General features: G+C 69.9%; 17 protein-coding genes. 3 read left to right on the top strand and 14 right to left on the bottom strand.

The window, feature by feature from the left end; all coding sequences use genetic code 11:
- Positions 1–138 precede the first annotated feature (138 nt).
- The 9 genes from O0235_RS06060 to O0235_RS06100 form a co-directional block, all read right to left on the bottom strand.
- On the bottom strand, positions 139–1,695 hold the full coding sequence (locus O0235_RS06060; RefSeq protein ID WP_270057644.1) for an MFS transporter: 1,557 nt from the start codon (positions 1,693–1,695) through the stop codon (positions 139–141).
- Between the two features lie 461 nt (positions 1,696–2,156).
- Positions 2,157–2,669, bottom strand: a complete 513-nt coding sequence (locus O0235_RS06065; protein ID WP_270057645.1) for a DinB family protein — start codon at positions 2,667–2,669, stop codon at positions 2,157–2,159.
- Between the two features lie 13 nt (positions 2,670–2,682).
- A complete protein-coding gene (gene pdxS / locus O0235_RS06070) occupies positions 2,683–3,573 on the bottom strand; it encodes a pyridoxal 5'-phosphate synthase lyase subunit PdxS (RefSeq protein ID WP_270057646.1) in 891 nt (296 codons plus the stop codon).
- Positions 3,574–3,705: 132 nt separating this feature from the next.
- Positions 3,706–3,897: a hypothetical protein gene (locus tag O0235_RS06075; RefSeq protein ID WP_270057647.1), complete on the bottom strand. Its 192-nt coding sequence runs from the start codon at positions 3,895–3,897 to the stop codon at positions 3,706–3,708.
- Between the two features lie 359 nt (positions 3,898–4,256).
- Positions 4,257–4,763 carry a hypothetical protein gene (locus O0235_RS06080; protein WP_270057648.1) on the bottom strand — a complete coding sequence of 169 codons (507 nt, stop codon included), beginning with the start codon at positions 4,761–4,763 and terminating at the stop codon, positions 4,257–4,259.
- Positions 4,764–4,785: 22 nt separating this feature from the next.
- Positions 4,786–5,355: a cytochrome c oxidase subunit 3 gene (locus tag O0235_RS06085; protein ID WP_270057649.1), complete on the bottom strand. Its 570-nt coding sequence runs from the start codon at positions 5,353–5,355 to the stop codon at positions 4,786–4,788.
- Positions 5,356–5,559 carry a cytochrome C oxidase subunit IV family protein gene (locus tag O0235_RS06090; protein WP_270057650.1) on the bottom strand — a complete coding sequence of 68 codons (204 nt, stop codon included), beginning with the start codon at positions 5,557–5,559 and terminating at the stop codon, positions 5,356–5,358. It lies immediately after the preceding gene.
- A gap of 12 nt (positions 5,560–5,571) precedes the next feature.
- Positions 5,572–7,428: a cytochrome c oxidase subunit I gene (locus O0235_RS06095; RefSeq protein WP_270057651.1), complete on the bottom strand. Its 1,857-nt coding sequence runs from the start codon at positions 7,426–7,428 to the stop codon at positions 5,572–5,574.
- Between the two features lie 3 nt (positions 7,429–7,431).
- The gene (locus O0235_RS06100; RefSeq protein WP_270057652.1) at positions 7,432–8,202 is read right to left on the bottom strand and encodes a cytochrome c oxidase subunit II; all 771 of its coding nucleotides are present in this window, start codon (positions 8,200–8,202) and stop codon (positions 7,432–7,434) included.
- Between the two features lie 238 nt (positions 8,203–8,440).
- Here O0235_RS06100 and O0235_RS06105 point away from each other — a divergent pair, with 238 nt between their 5' ends.
- Positions 8,441–9,016, top strand: coding sequence for a hypothetical protein (locus O0235_RS06105; protein ID WP_270057653.1), 576 nt, complete (start codon positions 8,441–8,443; stop codon positions 9,014–9,016).
- A gap of 556 nt (positions 9,017–9,572) precedes the next feature.
- On the opposite strand, the gene O0235_RS06110 is transcribed toward O0235_RS06105, so the two are convergent.
- Positions 9,573–10,118, bottom strand: a complete 546-nt coding sequence (locus O0235_RS06110; protein ID WP_270057654.1) for a hypothetical protein — start codon at positions 10,116–10,118, stop codon at positions 9,573–9,575.
- A gap of 124 nt (positions 10,119–10,242) precedes the next feature.
- Between O0235_RS06110 and O0235_RS06115 the strand changes: the two genes are divergently transcribed.
- Complete coding sequence (locus O0235_RS06115; protein WP_270057655.1) at positions 10,243–12,540, top strand: CaiB/BaiF CoA transferase family protein; 2,298 nt, start codon at positions 10,243–10,245, stop codon at positions 12,538–12,540.
- A gap of 6 nt (positions 12,541–12,546) precedes the next feature.
- On the opposite strand, the gene O0235_RS06120 is transcribed toward O0235_RS06115, so the two are convergent.
- The 3 genes from O0235_RS06120 to secA form a co-directional block, all read right to left on the bottom strand.
- Positions 12,547–13,407, bottom strand: a complete 861-nt coding sequence (locus O0235_RS06120) for a PIG-L deacetylase family protein (protein ID WP_270057656.1) — start codon at positions 13,405–13,407, stop codon at positions 12,547–12,549.
- 69 nt (positions 13,408–13,476) lie between these two features.
- Positions 13,477–13,869 carry a hypothetical protein gene (locus tag O0235_RS06125; RefSeq protein ID WP_270057657.1) on the bottom strand — a complete coding sequence of 131 codons (393 nt, stop codon included), beginning with the start codon at positions 13,867–13,869 and terminating at the stop codon, positions 13,477–13,479.
- The gene (secA, locus tag O0235_RS06130) at positions 13,869–16,481 is read right to left on the bottom strand and encodes a preprotein translocase subunit SecA (protein WP_270057658.1); all 2,613 of its coding nucleotides are present in this window, start codon (positions 16,479–16,481) and stop codon (positions 13,869–13,871) included. The genes O0235_RS06125 and secA overlap by 1 nt, the downstream gene beginning before the upstream one ends.
- A 168-nt stretch (positions 16,482–16,649) precedes the next feature.
- Here secA and O0235_RS06135 point away from each other — a divergent pair, with 168 nt between their 5' ends.
- Complete coding sequence (locus O0235_RS06135; protein WP_270057659.1) at positions 16,650–17,096, top strand: plastocyanin/azurin family copper-binding protein; 447 nt, start codon at positions 16,650–16,652, stop codon at positions 17,094–17,096.
- A gap of 84 nt (positions 17,097–17,180) precedes the next feature.
- On the opposite strand, the gene O0235_RS06140 is transcribed toward O0235_RS06135, so the two are convergent.
- Positions 17,181–18,680 (bottom strand): NADH-quinone oxidoreductase subunit N, encoded by a 1,500-nt coding sequence (locus O0235_RS06140; RefSeq protein ID WP_270057660.1) that lies wholly within the window; start codon positions 18,678–18,680, stop codon positions 17,181–17,183.
- Between the last annotated feature and the right edge of the window lies 1 nt (position 18,681).

Below are 18,681 nucleotides of genomic sequence, written 5' to 3' on the forward strand. Positions count from 1 at the left end.
GAACGCCGGGCCGGGCGGCGGAGGTTCCCGGGGGAAGCGGGAGGAGGGAGATGGGAGTTGGGAGTTGGGAGTTGGGAGTTCGGAGTTGGGAGTTCGGAGTTGGGAGTTCGGAGTTGGGAGAAGTGAGGGGCCGGGGGCTCAGGCGCCGGCGCGGGGGGAGGCGGGGCGGGGCAGCGGGACAGGTTGCGCTGCAGCGGCGTCGGCCGGCCGGGGGCGGATGAGCGCGGCAGCGGCGATCGCGAGCGCGGAGATGCCGATGCCGACCGCGGCGAGGATGACGTAGGCATCGACGATGCCGGCCGCGGTCACGGCCGCGGCGGGTTCAGCCGGCGCGGGGACGAAGCGGGCCGCGCCGGCCGCCAGGCGTTCGGCCTGGGCAGCATCGAACCCGGCATCGGCGAGGCGCGGCGGCAGGATCGTCTCGATGGTGCGGAGGTAGACCGCGCCGAAGATGGCGACGCCCGCCGAGGTGCCGATGTTGCGGGCCATCGTGAGCGCTCCCGAGGCGAGCCCGGACTTCGCCGGCGGCAGCGACGAGACGACGGCGTAGGACGTCGCGGAGATGACCAGCCCGATGCCGAGCCCGCGAAGGATGAAGGCGGGGAGCAGGCCATCGAGGTAGCGGCTCGCGGTGTCGAGCTGGAGCAGGTAGACGAAGGAGAGGCCGACGGAGAGCGAGCCGGCGATGATGACGAGGCGGATGCGGTGGCCGAGGCGCTGCCCGAGGATGCCGGAGACGGGCATGAGCGCGGCAACGAGGCCTGTCGCAGGAAGGAACGCGAGGCCGCCCTGGAGGGGGGAGAGACCGAGGTAGTTCTGCATGAAGAGGCTCGCGTAGGGCTGCGAGCCGAAGACGGCGGCGGAGAAGAGGAAGGCGCTGAGCGAGGCCGTGACGAAGGGGCCGCTGCGGAAGAGGGAGAGGTCGACCAGCGGCGCGCGCGCCCGCCGTTCGATCGCCGGGAATGCCGCGAGGAGGAGCGCCCCGGCGCCGAAGCACCCGAGGATGGCGGGCGACGTCCAGCCGAGGTCGTTCCCGCGGTTGACGGCGAACAGGACGAGGAGGAGGCCGCCGGAGAGCGCGGCGAGGCCCGGCCAGTCGATGACCCGCGGCGCCGAGGGGTCGCGCGTGGACGGAATCCAGAGGACGGCGAAGAGGACCGCGAGGAGGCCGATCGGGAGGTTGATGAGGAAAATCCAGCGCCACTCATCGCCGTTGACGAGGAGGCCGCCGAGGATCGGGCCGGCGATGAGGCCGAGACCGGAGACGCCGCCCCAGATGCCGATGGCGAGGCCGCGCTGCTCGGCCGGGAACGCGGCGGTCACGATGGCGAGCGTGAGCGGCATCATGACGGCGGCGGCGATGCCCTGGAGGATGCGGAACAGGATGAGGGCTTCGATGCCCGGGGCGAGCCCGCAGAGCCCGGAGGTGAGGACGAAGCCGGCGAGCCCGGCGAGGTAGACGCGGTCGCGCCCGAACATGTCGCCGAGGCGGCCCATCGCGAGCGGGAAGACGCCGGTCATCAGGACGTAGCCGGAGACGGTCCACTCGGCAGCGGCGAGCGAGGCATCGAGGTCGCGGCCGATGGCGGGGAACGCGACGTTCACGATGAAGGTGTCGACCATCAGCATGGCGAGGCCGACGCAGGCAGCGAGGAGGGTGAGCCACTTCGAGGGGGATGCGGCGCGGGCAAACATCGGGGCCTCCGGGGATCGCCGCACCGATCCGTTGTTTGGTGCAACGGACTATAGAAAGATCGGGTGCACCCTGCAAGGGGGAAGGGGCGGGAGGCGGGAAACGGGAAACGGGAAGCGGGAGTTGGGAGACGGGAGTTAGGAGCTGGGAGTTCGGAAGAAGCGGACGGCGGGCCGGGATGCTGGCACTCGGTAACCCGCAATCTCCAGACTTCGACCGTAGCCGCGGGGCTCCGTCCCCGCGGGGCGCCATGCGCCCAACGGACGTCGCGGAAAACGGGAAGCGGGAGACGGGAGCTGGGAGTTAGGAGTCGGGAGGCGGGTGGAGGCCGAGGGCGGGGTGGGCCTCGCCGGCCCTCCGCGGGGACGGAGCCCCGCGGCTACGGAGTTGGGAGTCGGGAGGTGGGAGTTGGGAGGCGGGAGGGAGCGTGATGCTCGGCCGGGATGCCTCCCACCTCCAACCTTCAACCTCCAACCCGGGACGGGGGAGCGGGGAAGGGGGGCCGGGCGAGGAGGCGCCGGAGCTGGGCGTGGTGGGATTCGAGGTGGCCGCAGAGGGCGCGCTCGACCAGGGCTTCGAGGGTGCCGAGGGCGGGGTCTCCGGAGACGTGCTGGAGGGGCACGCCGAGCGCTTCGCCGGGCAGGGCGCGGACGGCGGCGCTGGCGGCCGCGGCGACGCGGTGGAGGCGTTCGCAGGCGGCGGGCGGTTCGAGCAGGGCGCCCGGTTCGATGCCGGCGAGCCGGTCCGGGTCGTCCTCAGGGCGGCCCCAGCTGCTGCCGGGGTTGGCGGCGAAGAGGCTGAGGCGGCTCGACCAGTAGGGCAGGAATTCGCAGATGTGGGCGACGGTGATGGCCGGCGACCAGCCGCCGGGTTCGCGGCGGTGCCACGAGCCCGGCGGGGCGAGCACGATGCGCCGGAAGAGCGCCTCGGCCTGCGCTTCGATGCGGTGGGCATACCGTTCGGCGCGGGTCGGCACGGGCGCTGCCGGGCTACCAGCCGCGGGTGGCAAGCAGCTCCTTTTCGCCGAGGGAGCTGACGGAGATGCCGGGCATCGCCTTGCCGAGGCCGCGGCTGACGCGCGCGATGACCTCCGGGTCCTGGTAGTGGGTGGTGGCCTCGACGATGGCCTTCGCGACGGCGGGCGGGTTTTCGGACTTGAAGATGCCGGAGCCGACGAAGACGCCATCGGCGCCGAGCCGCATCATGAGGGCAGCATCGGCGGGGGTGGCCACGCCGCCGGCGGCGAAGTTGACGACGGGCAGGCGGCCTTCGCGCTTGACCTGCTGGACGAGTTCGAGCGGGGCGCCGAGCTCCTTGGCGACGGTGTAGACCTCGTCGTCGGCGAGGGTGGTGAGGCGGCGGATTTCGTCCTGGACGGCGCGCATGTGGCGGACGGCTTCGACGATGTCGCCGGTGCCGGCTTCGCCTTTCGTGCGGATCATGGCGGCGCCTTCGCCGATGCGCCGGAGGGCTTCGCCGAGGTTGCGGGCGCCGCAGACGAAGGGGACTTTGAACTGGTGCTTGTCGATGTGGTGGGATTCGTCGGCGGGGGTGAGGACTTCGGATTCGTCGATGTAGTCGACGCCGATGGCCTGGAGGACTTCGGCTTCGACGAAGTGGCCGATGCGGGCCTTGGCCATCACCGGGATGGTGACGGCCTCCATGATGCGGTAGATGATTTCGGGGTCGCTCATGCGGGCGACGCCGCCGTCGCGGCGGATGTCGGCGGGGACGCGTTCGAGGGCCATGACGGCGCAGGCGCCGGCTTCTTCGGCGATTTTCGCCTGTTCGGGGGTGACGACATCCATGATGACGCCGCCTTTGAGCATCTGGGCGAGGCCGACTTTGACTGCCCACGTGCCGGTATGTGCCTGGGACATGGTGCGCTGCTCCTGTGCGACGGGTGTGGTTCTGAGTGTAGGACGGTTGCGGTGCTGGCAATAGAGCCACCGGGGGGCGCATGGCGGGGCGGCGGGGCGGGCCATGTGAGCGGGATGACGGGGAGGGCGGGGTCAGCCGGCGAGCCGGGCTTCGAGGGAGGCGCGGAGGGCGGGCCATTCGCCGCGGAGGATGGGAGCGGAAACGCCTGCCGGGTTCGTCCCGAACGTCGGCCGCCTCACCGTCAGCGAATGCACCGTACAGACATCGAATGCGTACCGGGCGACGAGGTACGCCACCTCTGTGACGCAGGACGACTCGGGCATGCGCCCGCTTCTCCACGCGATGCCGAGTGTCGCGACCACTGGACCGTCCAAGCCCCCGAGTTGCCGACCCGGCGCGAGCCACGCCAGGCCAACCGGGTCATCCCAAACGCACGAAATCGTCCAGGCAAGACATTCCCCTGCGACCACGGCGGAGGCGGAACGGGTCCAAGCCGAATCGGCATCCACCCCGGACCGAACGCGCTCACTACAGTCGCGAAAGAGGTCGCGGAGGGAAGCGCTGAGCTTCCCGGGATGCACGGGTTCGAGCACAACACGGCGTCCTTCCAGGCGCGGAGGCGGGCTAGCGAGAGGCTGTTCGGACACGACGTTCTCCAGGCCAGTGGACGCTGGCCGAGGGCTCAGGCGGGGGAGGGTTCGGCCGGTTCATCGCCGAGCCGGCGGGCGACGATGGCGGCGACCCCGAAGGCGATGCCGAACGGGACGCCGAGGATGGCGGCGGGGATGAAGGTGACGGTGATGGGCGGGCGGGCATCGAGCTGATAGCCGATGACGCCGCCCGGGTGGAAGGTGCAGGCGATCTGGCCCTCGGCCGGGCCGGGGCGGATGTCGGCGATGGTGCCGGGCCGGATGAGGTTGCCGGCGAGGAAGTGCTCGGCGGTGTCGTTGTTCACGATGCGGACGGTGCCGCTTTCGCCGGCGCGGATGACGGAGGGGACGCCGGGCACCCGGAAGCCGCGGGCGACGAGGTCCGCGGCGCCGGGCGGGATGACGATCTCTTCGACGGGGTCCGGGGTATTGGGGACGAGCATCGACCACCAGAGGAGGCTGACGAGCCAGCCGACGGCGAAGCCGCCGAGCGTCCAGAGGAGCATCTGGCGCACCCAGGGGCGAGCGAGCTGGCGCATCGGACGGCCTCCGCGGGGGATGCTACTTCGTGAGGTAGAGTGCCGGGTAGTAGAAGACCCAGACGACGTCGACGAAGTGCCAGTACATGACGACGGCGCTGACGGCCCAGGGGTTCTTCGAGCTGTAGCGGCCGCGCAGGGCCTGGGCCCAGACGAGGATGAGCATGAACACGCCGGTGATGACGTGGGTGGCGTGGATGCCCGTCATCGTGAAGAAGATGGAGCCGAACGATTCGGAGCGGTGGAAGTGGGCGATGGACCATTCGTAGGCGACGCCGCCGGCGAAGATGAGGCCGAGGACGATGGTGAAGAAGAGATACCAGCTGGCGACTTTCTTGTTGTCGTGTTCGATGGCCGTCTCGGCGGTGTAGGCGGTGACGGAGCTGAGGAGGAGGATGACGGTGATGAGGAGGCCGAGGGCCTGGTTGAGTTCTTCGCGGTGGATGCCCTCGAGGTAGAAGCGGGCGCTGAGGAGGAGGCCGAAGAGGATGGTCTCGGAGAAGAAGAAGAGCCAGAGCCCGGCGCGGTTGATGGCGAGGTGGTTGTGCGCGGGGGCGTGGGCAGCTTCGTGATGTGCGGTCGCGAGCGCCATTTAGTGGGCCTCCTGGGGCCGCCAGAGGCGGTAGATGTGCATGAAGTAGTAGATGATGAGCACGGCCTTCCCCAGCGCCGAAACGGTGATGCCGAGGAAGCGGACGAGGTCGTCGCCGACGTGGGTGGCGAAGAGGTACTCGGTGATGGTGAGGACGGCGAGGATGGCAGCGACGATGAGGCCGGTCTGCATCGGTTTGCGCATGGTGCGGTCTCCTTACTGGCCGCCGCCCGCGGGCGCGCCGGCGAAGCCGGCCGAGGGGGCGGAGGGGAAGGTGGCGTGGATGGAGCCGGGCACGCCGTAGTCGTACGGGCCGCCGCGGACGACGGGCGGGGCGGGGAAGTTCTCGTGCGGCGGGGGCGAGGTGGTCTGCCACTCGAGGGTGCGCACCTGCCAGGGGTTGGCCTCGGCGACGGGGCCGCGAACCCAGCTGTAGACCATGTTCCAGATGAAGACGAGGAAGGACGCGCCGAGGAGGAAGGCCGCCAGGCTGATGGTGAGGTTGAGCGGGTCGAGTTCGGACTGGAAATCGGCGATGCGCCGGTTCATGCCCTTGATGCCGGGCAGGTGCATGAGGAAGAAGGTGGCGTTGAACCCGATGAACATCCACCAGAAGTGGAGCTTGGCCAGCCGCTCGCTGTACATGCGGCCGGTCATCTTCGGGAAGTAGTAGTAGATGGCCGCGAACAGGGCGAAGATTTCGCCGCCGACGATGGTGTAGTGGAAGTGGGCGACGACGAAGTAGGTGTCCTGGAGGTGGATGTCGGTGGGGACGTCGGCGAGGAAGATGCCGGTCACGCCGCCGCAGGCGAAGTTGAAGATGACGGCGAGGGCGAAGAGCATGGGCGGCTTGAGCCAGAGGCGGCCGAGCCAGATGGTGCCGAGGGCGGAGAGGAAGATGAGGCCGGTGGGGATGGAGATGAGTTCGGTGGCAACGAGGAAGGGCCCGTGGAGGTAGTTCGGCATGCCGGAGGTGAACATGTGGTGGGCCCAGACGACGCCGCTGAGGCCGAGGATGCCGAGGAAGGCGGCGACGGCGTACTTGTAGGCGAAGAGCGGCTTCCGGGAGAAGTGGGCGATGATTTCGAGGGCGAGCCCGAAGCCGGGCAGGACCATGATGTAGACGGCCGGGTGGGAGTAGAACCAGAAGACGTGCTGGTAGAGGAGCGGGTCGCCGCCGGTCGAGGCTTCGAAGAAGGAGAAGCCGAGGCGGTCGAGGAGGATGAGGAGGAGGGCGGCGGCGAAGCCCTGCGTGTAGAGGAGGGCGATCCATGAGGTGGCGAACATGGACCAGACGAAGATGGGGAGCCGGCCCCACGTGAGCCCGGGGGCGCGCATGTAGATGATCGTGACAATGAAGTTGAGCGCGCCGAGGATGGAAGTGAGGCCGAAGGTGATGATGGAGAGGGAGAAGAGGACCTGCGAGCTGTTGGTGAAGACGGAGAGCGGGGGGTAGGCCGTCCAGCCGTGTTCGATGCCGCCGAGGAAGGGGGTGGCGAGGAGGCCGACGGCGACGGGCGGGACGAGCCAGAAGGTGAGGGCGTTGAGGCGCGGGAAGGCCATGTCCTGGGCGCCGATCATGAGCGGGACGGCGTAGTTGCCGATGCCGCCGATGACGGCCGCGACGGCGACGGCGACCATGAGGATGCCGTGGAGGCCCATGGTGCCGTTGTACTGGCTGTTGGAGAGGAACTGGTTCCCGCTCTGGGCGAGCTCGGCGCGCATGAGCATGGCGAGGGCGCCGGCGAGGAAGAAGACGACCATGAAGGTGACGAGGTACTGGATGCCGATGACCTTATGGTCGGTGTTGAAGGTGAAGTAGCGCTGCCAGCCGGGGAGGTTGCGCTGGTAGGTCTTGAGGCCGAACCACTCGCGGCCCCACATGCCCCACATGCCGATGCCCATGAGCCAGAGGAAGACGCCGAGCACCCAGCCGCCGATGATGTTGATTTCGCCGCCCCAGGGGTCGGGGTAGCCGAACAGCCAGCGGAGGACGGCAACGATGCCGAGGCCGAGGTAGAAGCCGATGAGGCCGAGGCCCATGGCGCCTGCGACGGATTTAACTGCGTACATCTGCTAGTTCCCCTGGGGCTTGAGGCTGGCGAGCCACGCCTCGAATTCGGATTCGGTGACGACGCGGACGGGGAGCCACATCTTTCCGTGGTCGAGTCCGCAGAGCTCGGCGCACTGGACGCGGTAGGACTGGTCCTCCCGGTAATCGCCGAGCCGGGTCGGGTGGACGGTCATGAAGGTGGTCCGCCCGGGCACGGCGTCGATCTTCATGCGGAAGGCGGGAATCCAGAGGGAGTGGACGACGTCGATGGAGTTGACGTTGAACTTCACGTACTTGTCGACGGGGATGACGACTTCGCCGCCCTTCGAGACGGAGACTTGTGTGCCGTCCGGGTAATCGAACGTCCACTGCCACATGAAGGCGGTGACGTTGATTTCGAGGTCGGCTTCTTCTTTGCCCCAGCCGTAGGCGGTGGCGCTGGACTGGAGCTTGGCGAGACCGGTCAGGCCGGGGTGGATCATGACGAAGATGGCCAGCCCGGCGGTGATGGCGAGCCAGATGCGCGGGATCCAGCCGTGGCCGCGGATGGGCGGCCCGTCTCCGTCCGGCGCCTCGCCGCGGATCCGCCAGGTGAGCGCGGCATAGGTCACGACGGCGATGACGAAGGTGAAGACGGGGATGCCGAGGATGAGGAGGAAGCGGAAGATGCTGTCGAAGTCCTCGGCCTCGTGCGACCCGACGGTGGGGAAGAGGTCGGCGAAGACGAGGAGCTCGCCGACGGCGGTGAGGCCGGCCCAGAGGAGGGCGACGCTGATGAGATGTTTGCCGTGCAAGGGCAACGCTCCACGCAAGGATGAAGGCGAGCGAACGCGGCGGACGCCCCCATTTCGCCGCCGCGGTGATGCGACTCCATGCTAGGAACGGGCTGCGGGAACGGGGTACGGCCGCTGGGGTACCCGCCGGACGGCCGGATGGCCCTCGGGGCGGGGTGGCGGCATCGGGGGCATGCCGAACGCCGATAGGGGCGCGGGCCGTGTGCGCGGCGGACGGAGGGCGGCCGACAATGGGAGCATGAGGTGGTTCCGGCGGCAGGCCGCGCCCCCGGCGGCGGCGGCGAAACCGGCGAGCTTCGGGGCGTGGCTGCTGGGGCAGTTCGCCGGCGGCGAGCCGGCCGCGTCACTGCCGTTCGCGAAGCTGGAGCGGGCCTGCAGCAACGCGGCCTCGCTCGTCTGCGGGGCGGCGTTCGCCCGGCCCGAGGCGTTCCGGCGGGCCGACATCCTGCGGCCGGCGCTGCGGGAGGAGGCGGGCGTGGTGGCGCGCCGGACGGCGGACGGCTTCAAGGCGGCGCTGGCCGACCGGGAGAACACGGTGCTCGCCTGGCCGTGGGAGCACATGGGGACGAGCCTGGCGTGGCAGGCGACGCGGGCCGGCGAGCCGGCCGTCTCGGCGCTCGGGGAGCGGGTCGAGGAGCTGGCGGGGGCCTACGCTATCTTCTACCGGGAGCAGCTGGCGGCGGTGCTGGACCTCTGGCGGCAGGTCGCGGCCGGGGTGTACCGGGGCGAGCGGGAGCCGGACCTGCCAGCGATGGGAGCCGAGATGCTGGCAGCCTTCGAAGCGCAGGAGCGGGGCGCGGCGGGCGCGGGTTAGCCGTGTGACGGCCGCCAGATGCGCGGCGGCTTGCCGGTCATCACCTCGCTGAGGCGGGAGACTTCGATGCGGAAGGGGTCGAGCCGGAGCGCGCCGAAGGTCGGGTCGGCGGGGCCGCCGGACCAGAGCATGCCCGGGTCGTAGCCGAGCGGCGGGGGCGTCGTCTTGAAGAGCTCCCAGAGCCACTGCTTCCGCTCGAGCGAGTCGTCCCAGCTGGCGCGGCACTCGGCGTAGACCTGCTCGTGCTGCTGGTCCCAGTAGGCGACGGCGACGAACGGGTTGGCGGCGATGTGCTTCGCCTTGAGGGACGTCGGCGAGGTGGCGACCCAGCCGACGTGGCCGTCCCAGATGGGGTGGAGGATGCGGNCCGACGTGGCCGTCCCAGATGGGGTGGAGGATGCGGGAGCGGGGGCGGCCGCGGGTATCGACGGTGGTGACGACGGCCCAGACGACGCGGCGGGTGATGGCATCGAATTCGGGCTGGAGTTCGGCCCAGGTGACGTTCATGCGGGTGGCGCTCCTCGCGGGATGCTGGGCGGACTGTACAAATATTTGGCTATGCCTGTCGAGGCGCGCGCCGGGGCGTCCTGCGGCGGGAGGGCTGGCGGCGCGGGGGCGGCTCGGCGAGGAGCGAGAGGAGCGCGGGCGGCAGTTCGAGCCCGGGCCGCGGGCCGCCGGCGAGGAGCCACGCAGCGGCGAGGTGCGCCGCGGCCGCATCGGCGGCGAGGGCCGGGACGGCGGCGCGGAGCGCAGCAAGCAGCGCCGTGAGCTGGCCGGGCGCGGCGGGCAGGGCGGCCGCCGGGGCGCGGGCGAGCGCGGTCTGCAGGGCGCGGAAGGCGGCGCCATCGGCGGGCTGCCGGAGGGCTTCGCGGAGGAGTCGGGCGAGCGCGGCGAGGTCGGGCTGCTCGCGGAGGAGCTGCTGGTAGGCGGCGCGGGCTTCCGGCGAGAGGGTGACGGCATCGGGGAGCGCGGCTGCGGGCGCGGTGGCGCCGGGCGGCGCAGCCGGGAGCCGGGCGAGGGCCTGCCGCGCCTCGGCGGCGCGGGCCTCGAGGCTGCGCTGGAAGGCGGCGAGCGGCAGGTCGGCGGATTCGACGATGCGCACCGGGAGCGGCTCCTGCCGGGATCGTCGGCGGTCTGCAGGACGTCCGGAGGGGCAGCGGGGGACGGGGAGGGGGCGGCCCGGGGTGCGGTGCCGGTTCGCGGCCGGCGGGCTATAGTTCCGGGCCATGAGTGCGTTCAGCGGTTTCCGGGTGATCGACTTCTGCCAGGGGATTGCGGGGCCGATGGCGACGATGCTGCTCGCCGACTTCGGCGCCGAGGTGATCAAAGTCGAGCCGCCGGGAGGCGACCGGATGGCCGCGCACCCGGGGTACTGGTGCTGGAACCGGAACAAGCGGGTGGTGACCCTCGATCTCCACCAGTTTGAAGGCCTAACTGCCGCTCGAGACCTCCTTGCCACTGCCGATGCTGCCGTGTTCGACTGGACACCGGGGGAGCTGGAGCGGAGCGGCCTCGACACCGTTTCCGTGCGAGGCACCGACCCCGCCCTGGTGCACGCATGGTTTCCGCCCTACTCCCCCCTCGGGCGCTGGAGCCAGCTGCCGCCGGATGAGGGGCTGCTCGAGGCGGTTTCCGGGGTGGCGTGGCTGCAGATGAGCTACGAGGACCGGCCGACCTACCTCGTGACGCCGCAGGTCCACTACGGGCAGGCGATGCTCGGCGCGGGGGCGATCGCGAGCGCGCTCTACGCGAAGCTGCGCACGGGGCGCGGGCAGGACGTGGTCGTGAGCGGCCTCCACGGGGTGGCCGCGGTGGAGAGCGGGGGCACGATCCGGGCGGGCGAGATGTTCCGGCTGGGCGGCCGCGGCAGCCGCGGCGGCGTGCCGAACTACCGGCTGTACGAATGCGCGGATGGCAAATGGTTCTTCCTCGGGACGCTGACGCCGCAGTTCTTCCTGAAGGCGTTGGAAGCGACGGACATGCTCCACCTGATGGCGCTCGAGGGGGTGGAAGGCGAATTCACCAACCTGCTGAAGCCGGGCATCAACCAGCAGGTGATCGAGGCGCTGGAGGCGCGGTTCAAGGAGAAGCCGCGGCAGGAGTGGCTCGATATCCTCCACGCGGCAGGGGTGCCGCGCGGGCCGGTGGGCACGATCGAGGAATGGTTTGCGAGCGAGACGGTGCGCGCGAACGGGATGCGGGTGGAGCTGGAGCACGAGCGGCTCGGGACGGTGGTGATGCCGGGCGTGCCGGTGAAGCTGAGCGCGACGCCGGGCGCGGTGCGCCACCTGCCGCAGCCGGCGCGCCTCGAGGAGATCGGGCCGCACGAGCGGGTGCGGGGCGGGAACGCGGCGCCCCTCCCGGGCGGGCCGCTCGCCGGCGTGCGGGTGCTCGACCTCGGGGCGTTCATCGCCGGGACGTACGCGCCGACGATCCTCGCGAACTGGGGCGCGGACGTCATCAAGGTGGAGCCGCTGGAGGGCGACCCGTTCCGGACGTACGGCCTCGGGTTCGTGGGCTACAACCGGGGGAAGCGGAGCCTCGCCATCGACCTGAAGCGGCCGGAAGGGCGGGAGGCGTTCTTCGAGCTGGTGAAGGTGAGCGATGTGGTGCTCGACAACTACCGGCTCGGGGTGCGCGAGCGGCTCGGGATCGACTACGCGGCGCTGCGGGCGGTGAACCCGCGCATCATCAGCTGTTCGGTGACGGGCTACGGGCCGGAGGGGCCGCTGGCGCAGGACCCGGGGTTCGACCCGCTGGTGCAGGCGCGGAGCGGGCTGATGGCGCTGCAGGGCGGCGACGACGAGCCGGTCTTCTACCAGATCCCGGTGAACGACACCGCGAGCGCGATGATGGCCGCCTTCGGGGTGGTGGCGGCGCTTGCGGCGCGCGAGGTGACGGGCGAGGGACAGGAGGTGACGACCTGCCTCGCGAACCAGAGCATCCTCACGCTCTCGGGCGAGGTGACGTGGTACGAAGGGCGGCCGGCCAACCCGAAAGGCGGGCTCGACCTGCTCGGGCTCTCGGCGCTGAACCGGTACTACCGGTGCGCGGACGGCTGGCTGCTCATCGCGGCGGCGAAGCCGGAGCAGTTCCACGGGGTGTGCGCGGCGCTCGGCCACCCGGAATGGGCCGGGGGCTGGCTGGCGGAGCAGGCACTGCGGGAGCCGGCGTCGAGCCCGCTGGCGGAGCGGATCGCAGCGGCGCTGGCCGGGATGCCGCGGGCGGAGGCGCTGGACCGGCTGCTGACGCGGGGGGTGCCGGCGGCGCCGGCGCTCTCGGCGGAAGAGCTGTTCGAGGACCCGTGGCTGCACGCGTCGGGCTACTTCGAGGATTTCGACCACCCGGAGCTGGGGCCGATTCGCGGGCCGCGGCTGCTGGGCTGGTTCCCGGAGATGCCGAACGGCTACCCGCGGCGCTCGCCGCTGGTGGGCGAGCATTCGGCCGAGGTGCTGCGGGAGTGCGGCTTCGCGGACGAGCGGATCGCGGCGCTGCTGGCTGCCGGGGTGGTGCGGCAGGCGTAGCGCGGGCTACCCGGCTGCCCGCTGGGGCTTCTGGCGGGGCTCGGCGCCGGCCTGGGCCTGCTGCGGCATCCGGGGCGGCCGCCGGATGCTCCAGCGGCGAAACCGCTCTTCGATCGGCTTGCCGGGCTCGCGCTTCTCGCGCTCGGCGCGGTCGCGGAGGAAGTCCTCGCGGGTGCGGCCGCCGAGCTGGCTGGTGTGGCAGAGGATGGCCGCGATTTTCTTCTCCCAGTAGTCCGTGATGTCGACGGTGTAGTCGGGGTTTTCTGCGCCGGCGAGGAGGACTTCGTTGACCTGGTGGCTTTCGAGGCCTTCGTGCTCGTGCTGCTGGTAGAAGAGGCGGTCGCGGACGATGGGGTAGATCGCATCCATGGTGGCCTGGCCGACGTTGCGGTGGTCGCGGTGGTTGAAGGTGCCGCGGAAGGCGTCCCAGGTGATGACGACGTCGGGCCGGTAGAGGCGGAGGAGGCGGACGATCTGGCCGCGGAGTTCGGCGCTTTCGCTGGTGAAGCCGTCGGGGTAGCCGAGGAAGATGCACTCTTTGACGCCGAGGACGCGGCAGGCTTCGCGCTGTTCTTCTTCGCGGATGGCGGCGAGCTTTTCGGGGTGCATGGCGGGGTCGTGGGTGCCTTTGTCGCCGCTGGTGACGACGACGTAGACGACCTCCCAGCCCTCGGCGCACCACTTCGCGACGGTGCCGGCGCAGAGGAAATCGGCGTCATCGGGGTGGGCCATGATGACCATGGCGCGGCCTGGCCCTTCGATGGGAGGGAGGGGCGGGGACTGGAGGAGGGTGGCGGGGTTCGCCTCGGGCTGCTGCTGTTTCTGTTTCTTCTTCTTCGCCGGCTTCTTCGCGTTGTCCTTGCTCATGGGGGCGGGGCTGCTCGCGCGGGGGTGTGGAGGGAACTGTAGCAGAGGCCGGGCCGAGGCGGGCCGGGATCAGCGCGGACCGGCTGCCGCGGGGCGGACGCGGAGGGCGATTTCACCGCGGCCGATGGGGCGCTCTTCGACGAGGGCGAGGGAGGCGGGGCCGAGGAGGGGCTGGATCTCGGCGCTGGCGGGCGATTCGGGCTCGGCGGGGTCGAGGATGAGCCAGGCTTCGCCGCGGGCGACGGAGGTCATCCAGGCGAGGCGGCTGAGGACGGCGGGGTCGAGGTGGGCGCGCTCGGGCCACCAGAGGATGCGGGGCGTCGGCTCGGCGGTGAGGATGGTGCTGGCGAAGGCGGGCCGCGGCTTCATGCGGGACGCCTCGGCGAGGACGGAATCGGGCGCGGAGACGAGCATGATGGGCCCGTCGGCCGTGGAGAGGCCGAGGTCGGCGAGGGCGCCCATCAGCGGATGAGCTTCCGGCGCCTGGCGGCGGTGCTGCCTTTGCCCTGCCCGCCGCGCTGGGGCGCCGCGCCGAGGGTGCGAATCTCCTGCTCGCTGGGGCCGGTCGGCTTCGCGAGGACGGGCGCGGCCTTCGCGGCCGGGGCGGGAGCTGCCGGGGCGGCGGCGCCGTTCGCCTCGGCCGGGGCCGGGGCGGGCGCGGGCTGCTGGACAATGCGCACCTTGAAGATGGTGCGCGCCACCTGCCGGCGGATGTTCTGGACGAGCTGGACGTACATGTCGTGGCCTTCGCGCTTGAAGGCGACGAGGGGGTCGACCTGGGCGTAGGCCTGGAGGCCGATGCTCTGGCGGAGCTCTTCGATGGCGGTGAGGTGTTCGCGCCAGTGGGTATCGATGGCTTCGAGGAGGAGCCAGTGCTCGACCTTGCGCATGTTCTCTTCGCCGATGGCCTGCTCCATCTGCTCGTAGCGGTCTTCCGCGCGGTCGAGGAGCTCATCGGTGAGGTCGTCGCCGAGCTCGGCCATCTCTTCGACAGAGGGGAGGTCCTCGGGGAGGAAGATTTCGCGGAGTTCGGAGTGGGCGAGTTCGAGCGATTCCGGGTCCTGGGTGTTGACGTTCTCGGTGATGCGCTCGATTTCGCGGAAGAGCATCTCTTCGAGGACGTTGGCGCGGGTATCGACGCCCTGGAGGATCTTGTCGCGCTGGGAGTAAATCTGCTTGCGGTGTTCGTTGATGACGTCGTCGAATTCGACGAGCCGTTTGCGGATATCGAAGTTGTGGCCTTCGACTTTTTGCTGGGCCTGCTCGATCGCCTTGGTGACCATGCGCGATTCGAGGGGCATGTCCTCGGTCATGCCGAGCTTCTGCATCATGCCGGGGACCCAGTCGGGGGCGAACCGCTTCATGATGTCGTCGCCGAAGGAGACGAAGAAGCGGGAGGAGCCGGGGTCGCCCTGGCGGCCGGCGCGGCCGCGAAGCTGGTTGTCGATGCGGCGGGATTCGTGGCGTTCGGTGCCGATGACGTGGAGGCCGCCGAGTTCGGCGACGCCGGGGCCGAGCTTGATGTCGGTGCCGCGGCCGGCCATGTTGGTGGCGATGGTGACGGCGCCGCGCTGGCCGGCGAGGGCGACGATCTGGGCTTCGCGCTCGTGGTGCTTGGCGTTGAGGACTTCGTGGGGGATGCCCTTGCGGGTGAGGAGGCTGGAGAGGTATTCGGACTTCTCGATGGAGGTGGTGCCGACGAGGACGGGGCGGCCGATCGCGTGCATCGCTTCGATTTCGGCGACGACGGCGTTGAACTTGGCCCGCTCGTTGATGTAGACGACGTCGGGGTGGTCCTCGCGGATCATCGGGCGGTGGGTGGGGATGACGACGACGTCGAGGCCGTAGATTTTGTGGAACTCTTCGGCCTCGGTTTCGGCGGTGCCGGTCATGCCGGCGAGCTTTTCGTAAAGGCGGAAGAGGTTCTGGAAGGTGATGGTGGCGTAGGTGATGGATTCGCGCTGGATGGGCACGCCTTCTTTGGCTTCGACGGCCTGGTGGATGCCGTGGCTCCAGCGGCGGCCGGGCATGAGGCGGCCGGTGAATTCGTCGACGATGATGATTTCGCCGTCGCGGACGACGTAGTCGCGGTCGATGCGCTTGAGGTATTCGGCATCGAGGGCGGCTTCGAGGTGGCGGGCGAGGCGGGGGTCGCCTTCGAAGATGTTGGCGATGCCGAGGGCGCGCTCGACGCGCTCGATGCCTTCTTCGGTGAGGGCGATGTGCTTGGCCTTGTGGTCGACGATGTAGTCGATGTCTTCGCGGAGGCCTTTGACGGCGCGGGCGAATTTGACGTAGGTGGCGCTGGCTTCTTCGGCCTGCCCGCTGATGATGAGCGGCGTGCGGGCTTCGTCGATGAGGATGTTGTCGACTTCGTCGACGATGGCGAAGTAGAGCTCGCGCTGCGCCTTGTCGCCCCATTCGCGGACCATGTTGTCGCGCAGGTAGTCGAAGCCGAATTCGTTGTTGGTGCCGTAGGTGATATCGGCCTGGTAGACCTCTTTGCGGGTGGCGGGGCGGAGGTCCTTGTAGCCGGTAGCGGGGCCTTCGGTCTCCGGCGCGTAGCCGGGTTCGTACATGAACGAGATGCCGGCGTTCTGGATGACGCCGACGGTCATGCCGAGGGCGTGGTAGACAGGGCCGTACCAGGCGGCGTCGCGGCGGGCGAGGTAGTCGTTGACGGTGACGACGTGGACGCCGCGGCGGGCGAGGGCGTTGAGGTAGACGGGGGCGACGGCGGTGAGCGTCTTGCCTTCGCCGGTCTTCATCTCGGCGATGCGGCCTTCGTGGAGGACGATGCCGCCCATGAGCTGGACGTCGTAGGGGCGTTCGCCGACTTTCCGGGCGGCCATTTCGCGGGTGACGGCGAAGGCCTCCGGGAGGATGTCGTCGAGGGTTTCGCCGCCGGCGAGGCGCTCTTCGAATTCGGCGGTCTTCGCCGCGAGCGCCGCATCGGAGAGGGCTTCGATACCGGGGGCGAGGTCGTTGATCTCGTCGACGATGTGCTGGAGGCGTTTCAGTTCCCGCTCGTTGGAATCGCCGAGGATGCGGTTGAGGAAGCCAAGCTTGGGCATGCTACGCCCAGTGTAGCGCGGATTGGGCAAGGCGCGGCAAGGCGTCCTGACCGAGGAGAAGCGGGCAACCTGTTTCCCGCACGTGATGCCATGAATTTCGCTGACGTTGATGAAGGGGAAAGGCTTCTTTACGTTCCGGGGCGGGACAACATTCCCGGGGAGAGACCGATGACCTGGAAGCACCGGATTGCCGGGCCGGCAACGGCCGCGGCGGCGCTTGCCGTGCTCGGCAGCGCAGCGCTGGGCCTGGGCGCATGCTCAGGCGACGATGACGACAGCGGCGTACCGACGCTGAACGTGGAGCTGTTCGACTGGGGCATCAAGGCGAGCCCGGCGAGCGTGGCCGCCGGCGACGTGCGGGTGAAGGCGAAGAACACGGGGACGACGGAGCACGAGGTGGTCTTCGTGCGCACGGACCTGCCGGAGGACAGGCTCCCGGTGAAGGAGAAGAAGGTGGATGAGCAGCAGGTGGAGGTGGTTGGCGAGGTGGAGAAGTTCGCGGCGGGAAAGAGCGAGAAGGCGACGCTGGAGCTGCCGGCGGGGCGCTACGTGCTCATCTGCAACATCGCGACGCACTACGAGCTCGGCATGCACACGGTGATTACGGTGCAGTAGCGGGCCGGCGGCAAGCGCGCGGGGCGCAGGTCTGTCAGCGCCCCGGGTCGTTGCATGCAGGAAGGGCGGCGCGCCGCCGCTGCCTCAGGGAGCCTGGACGCGCGCGCTGGCTGCGGCGGAGGCGCTCTCGAAGAGCGGCTTCGCGGCCTGCTCCGAGAATTCGAACGCGGGGCCGGGGTACATGCCGATGAAGAGGATGCCGAGGAGGAGGATGGCGGCGAGGCCCCAGAGCACCGGCTGGACCCGGAAGCGGACCGCTTCGCCGAGCGGGTCGAAGAGGTACATCTGGCGGATGACCATGAGGTAGTAGTAGAGGCTGATGAAGCTGTTGAGGACGGCGAGGGCGACGATCCAGATGGTCTCGTCGGTGGTGGCGCCCTGGAGCATGAAGAGCTTGGTGGCGAAGCCGGCGAAGAAGGGGAGGCCGGCGAACGAGAAGAGCGAGGCGGTGATGACGAGGGCGAGGAAGGGCTGCGTCTCGGCGAGGCCGCGGAGGCCGGCGATCTCTTCGCTGCCGGTGCGGCTGACGGCCGCGGTGAGGGCGGAGAAGAGCGCGAGCGTGGTGACGATGTAGCCGACGAGGTGGACGAGGAGGCCGCTCGTCGCGTTGAGGCCGACCTGGGCATCGCCGTAGCCGAGGGCGGCGATGCTGATGAGCATGTAGCCGACCTGCCCGATGGAGGAGTAGGCGACGAGCCGCTTGAGGTTCTTCTGCTGGATGGCGATGAGGTTGCCGACCGTCATGGTGACGGCGGCGAGGGCAAGGAAGGCCCAGCGCCAGCTTTCGGCGTCGGTGACGAAGGCGGTGGAGAAGAGCCGGAGGATGAGAGCGAAGCCGGCGGCCTTCGAAAGGGTGGAGAGGAAGGCCGTGATGGGGAGGGGCGCGCCCTCGTAGGCATCGGGCGCCCACATGTGGAAGGGAGCGGCCGAGACTTTGAAGCCGACGCCGGCGAGGATGAGCATCATGCCGACAGCGACGGCCGGGTCGAGCCCGGAATCGCGGCCGGCGAAGGCCTCGGCGATGCCGGCGTAGGAGGTGGTGCCGGCGGCGCCGTAGACGAGCGAAAGGCCGTAGAGGAAGAGGGCGCTGGAGAAGGCGCCGAGGAGGATGTACTTGAGCGAGGCTTCGTTGGAGCGGAGGTCGCGCTTCAGGATGCCGACGAGAACGTAGAGGGAGAAGGAGAGGACTTCGAGCGCGAGGTAGGCGGTGAGGAGTTCGGTGGCGCCGGCCATGATCGTCATGGCCGAGCCGGCGACGAGGAGGAGCCCGTAGAACTCGCCCTGGTCGACGCCGCGCTGGCGCTTGAGGAATTCGGCCGACATGAGGGCGACGACGAAGACGATGCCGGCGGCGAGGAGCCGGAAGAAGGCGGTGAAGTCGTCGCTGATGAAGAGGCCCTGGTAGGACTTCGGGTCGCGGTCGAGGAAGGCGAGGCCTGCGGCGAACCAGGCGACGGCGCCGAGGGCGGTGAGGTAGGCGAGGAGGTCCTTGCGGAGCCGCGGGGCGAACAGCTCGAGGGCGATGACGAGCAGGGCGACGCCGCAGGCGATGTACTCGGGGATGAAGAGGGCGTAATCGCGCATC

The organism is Tepidiforma flava (assembly GCF_027594505.1).
In the GTDB taxonomy this organism is placed as follows: domain Bacteria; phylum Chloroflexota; class Dehalococcoidia; order Tepidiformales; family Tepidiformaceae; genus Tepidiforma; species Tepidiforma flava.